3 protein-coding genes are annotated in these 2,847 nt (G+C 37.1%); 1 reads left to right on the forward strand and 2 read right to left on the reverse strand.

Annotated elements, in window-relative coordinates; all coding sequences use genetic code 11:
• Positions 1 to 298: 298 nt before the first annotated feature.
• Both ACFX4L_RS25255 and ACFX4L_RS25260 read right to left on the reverse strand, forming a co-directional pair.
• Entirely contained in the window at positions 299 to 490 is a 192-nt protein-coding gene (locus ACFX4L_RS25255) for a DUF3934 family protein (protein ID WP_061463151.1), read from the reverse strand.
• A 259-nt stretch (positions 491 to 749) separates the two neighbouring features.
• The gene (locus ACFX4L_RS25260) at positions 750 to 2,081 is read right to left on the reverse strand and encodes an oligosaccharide flippase family protein (RefSeq protein ID WP_061463152.1); all 1,332 of its coding nucleotides are present in this window, start codon (positions 2,079 to 2,081) and stop codon (positions 750 to 752) included.
• Positions 2,082 to 2,485: 404 nt separating this feature from the next.
• Here ACFX4L_RS25260 and ACFX4L_RS25265 point away from each other — a divergent pair, with 404 nt between their 5' ends.
• Complete coding sequence (locus tag ACFX4L_RS25265) at positions 2,486 to 2,752, forward strand: hypothetical protein (protein WP_089362172.1); 267 nt, start codon at positions 2,486 to 2,488, stop codon at positions 2,750 to 2,752.
• The last annotated feature ends 95 nt before the right edge of the window (positions 2,753 to 2,847 follow it).

The raw sequence follows: 2,847 nt of genomic DNA on the forward strand, positions 1-2,847 counted from the left end.
AGGCTCACCGCCCGCCCCGCGGAAAGCGAGCATCTGGAGGGGAAATCAACCACAACTCACTACCTGGTAAATAGCAATAAAGTATGTGAAAACAGCCTAATAAAAAGATGAAAGACACTGCCGGGTAAGGAAGTGTCTTTTTTGATGGTATGTATAATTATAGCCGTACTCATAGGATTAATCTGGATACCGCCGTTATTATCTATTAGACCCATTTCCTCTCATACAGATCTCTTTACACCCTGTATGAGAATATGGAATAAACCTAAATTTTTTTGTATGGATTTAAAACAAGCTATTATTTTTCGGTCTTGTCACCTGTAGACTGGCCGGAAGATTTTGATTCATTGGAATGTTTGACGCCTTTACTTACATATGGTTTTGCGCTTTTTTTCTTGTTGGCACCAGTTTTCCAACGATTCCAGCCCTTCTTGCCCGTACCTGTTCCCGTACCTTTACCCGTACCACTCTTAGCCTTAGCTTTACTCATGAAATCACTCCATTACTATTGTATGGTTATATTAAACCATTTTACTTGATTATTACCCAAGTATGTTGAAATATACAGTAACCACGGTGATATGTACAGGGAAAGGCTCAATATTTTTATCAGAATCTTTATAAACCAATAAAAGCAAGGATTTTTGCTGGACGGCACTTGCTTATTCTTACCTATTATTCCAATTATTCGCTGTGCTTCCTCAAAAATAAACTTAGTGGAGCAGCAGAATGGATGGACCTGATTTTAGTCATTTTATCGATATGGACCTGGATTTCATCAAAAAGATACTTATTCCAATTTTTTTGCAAATGGTCAAGTAGTGCATGAAAGTTAATAATACAGCGCCCGTATTCATTCCTAAAATGATGCCTCCCATATTAAGTGAAGCTTGGGACCCTAGGATATACATCATTAAAAATGCAACGATATGGGACCAGACTGTATGGATGAAAGCATCTTTCACTAAGCCCAGGCCGATGAGATAGGCTTGCATTGGAATGACAAAAAAATGAAAAAGGAAATAGGGACATAATAATTTTAAATAGTATGAGGCAGATGTTGAGGAAAAAAAGAGAGAGGTCAAGGGTTCCGCAAAGAAATAAATGAAGAACACAGCTGGGACCCCATACAATACAGTAAAAGACATCGATTTTTGCAATAAAACCCTCAATTTTTCCTTATCCTGTTTCTTGTGCGCATTCGAAACATTCGGTATGAGCATGATCATTAAGGAATGTGCGATAAAGGCTGGAAAGAAGCCGATGGTCATCGCTACTCCAGTGAGCATCCCAAAATGCTCTGTAGCCACAACCGCACCGAATCCTGCTGAGAGAAGGGCAGTATGGATCAAAAAAGGTTGCATGGCATTTGTTATGGCATGAAAGATCCTTAATCCCATAGTGGGCAGCGAAACCGCCAATAACTTTTGTCGTGCATGTTTACCGGTTGTTCGCGAGTTTGTACCGCGTTTCATGATTCGCATTTGAAGGATCAAAAGGTTTATCAAGTATAGAAAAACGAGGAACTCACTGCCAATCAATACAAAAAAGGCCATCAACAATGATTTTTCTTGGTTAAAATGAAATAAGTTAAAGATGAGGAAAAGCAAACCAAATTGAATGATATCCTTCAAAAAGTTGGAAAAGGCAATCTTCCCCATTTGCTGGACACCCATGAAATACCCTCTTGCAATCGACGAGAATGCAACTATTGGGATTAAAGTGATGAGCAGCCATTTAATATAAGGATGATATCTGTCCATTATGGATGAAAATGAAAGTATGAAAGGCATGACTACGCACATGACCAACACGATAACTGCAGCCATTTTAAGAGCATGGATGACTAGATTATAATGCAATGTCTGTTTATTTTCAGCAACGAATTTTGAAATGGAAATATGTAATTCAAGGCTGGCAATCACATATATTAAAAAGAAAATTGGCAATATGGACATATAAAGCCCCATGCCCTCTTCCTGTAATTCCCTGGCTAGGATCATGTTTACTAAAAATTCAATACATTCACCAAAAAACGCTGCAACAATCAAAATGAGCGTTCCCTTATAAAAAGACTTCATGTTGGACCACTCCTAACAAGGTGTTTGTATAAAGATATGAGACATGCCTTGGAATATTCATACGGAGCTCCACAAAATGTTGATACATAATGCGGCTATGGCTATGGGGAATACTGATTAATCTGTTGGAAGATAAAAAATTAAATCAGGTAAGAATGGGAAAGTGGAAGAAATCGATTGGTTACATGTAATTTAGAAATTTTCACCCAAGCCTTCAGCATCAAAAGGGTTCATTCAAGTAATGGGTTTGCATTTATTTCATTCTTCTAATCAGGGGTTTTTGGTTTGCCAGGTTCCCTTTGACAAAAATATCGGATGAATTATGAAACAATAGTCGGAGCCTTGATTTTCACTTTGTAATTCATGATTTATTTTGCTATCCTTTAGCAGAGGGGATGATCAATATGAAATTCACATCTATTAGTCAATTAAATATAGATGAATTGTGCATTGCGTTTGAAAGTTTGCTTACGAAACATGACATTACATTTAAATATGTAGATATGAGGGAAGATAACGGAATCTTATCGTTTATTTTTTGTAATGACCCGGATAAGGCTAGGTCGGTCGAATTGGAAAGTGAACGCTTCATTGGATTAGATACTGATTACATAGCCAAGGAAATTTTAGTGCCAATCTTGCCTAGATTAAAAGAATATGCACAAAAATAAAATCATCGATTAAGATGATTTCAGACTGTAGACAAACTCGATGAAAATCGAGTTTGTCTATTTTTTATGAGTTGTACAATTTGGCCGTTGATTTT

The sequence above is a fragment of the Peribacillus sp. YIM B13482 genome (genome assembly GCF_042787975.1).
Taxonomy (GTDB): domain Bacteria; phylum Bacillota; class Bacilli; order Bacillales; family DSM-1321; genus Peribacillus; species Peribacillus simplex_A.

Coding starts and splice junctions, on each gene's coding strand:
- ACFX4L_RS25255 (WP_061463151.1), bottom strand. CDS start 490: ATGAGTAAAGCTAAGGCTAAGAGTGGTACGGGTAAAGGTACGGGAACA.
- ACFX4L_RS25260 (WP_061463152.1), bottom strand. CDS start 2,081: ATGAAGTCTTTTTATAAGGGAACGCTCATTTTGATTGTTGCAGCGTTT.
- ACFX4L_RS25265 (WP_089362172.1), top strand. CDS start 2,486: ATGAAATTCACATCTATTAGTCAATTAAATATAGATGAATTGTGCATT.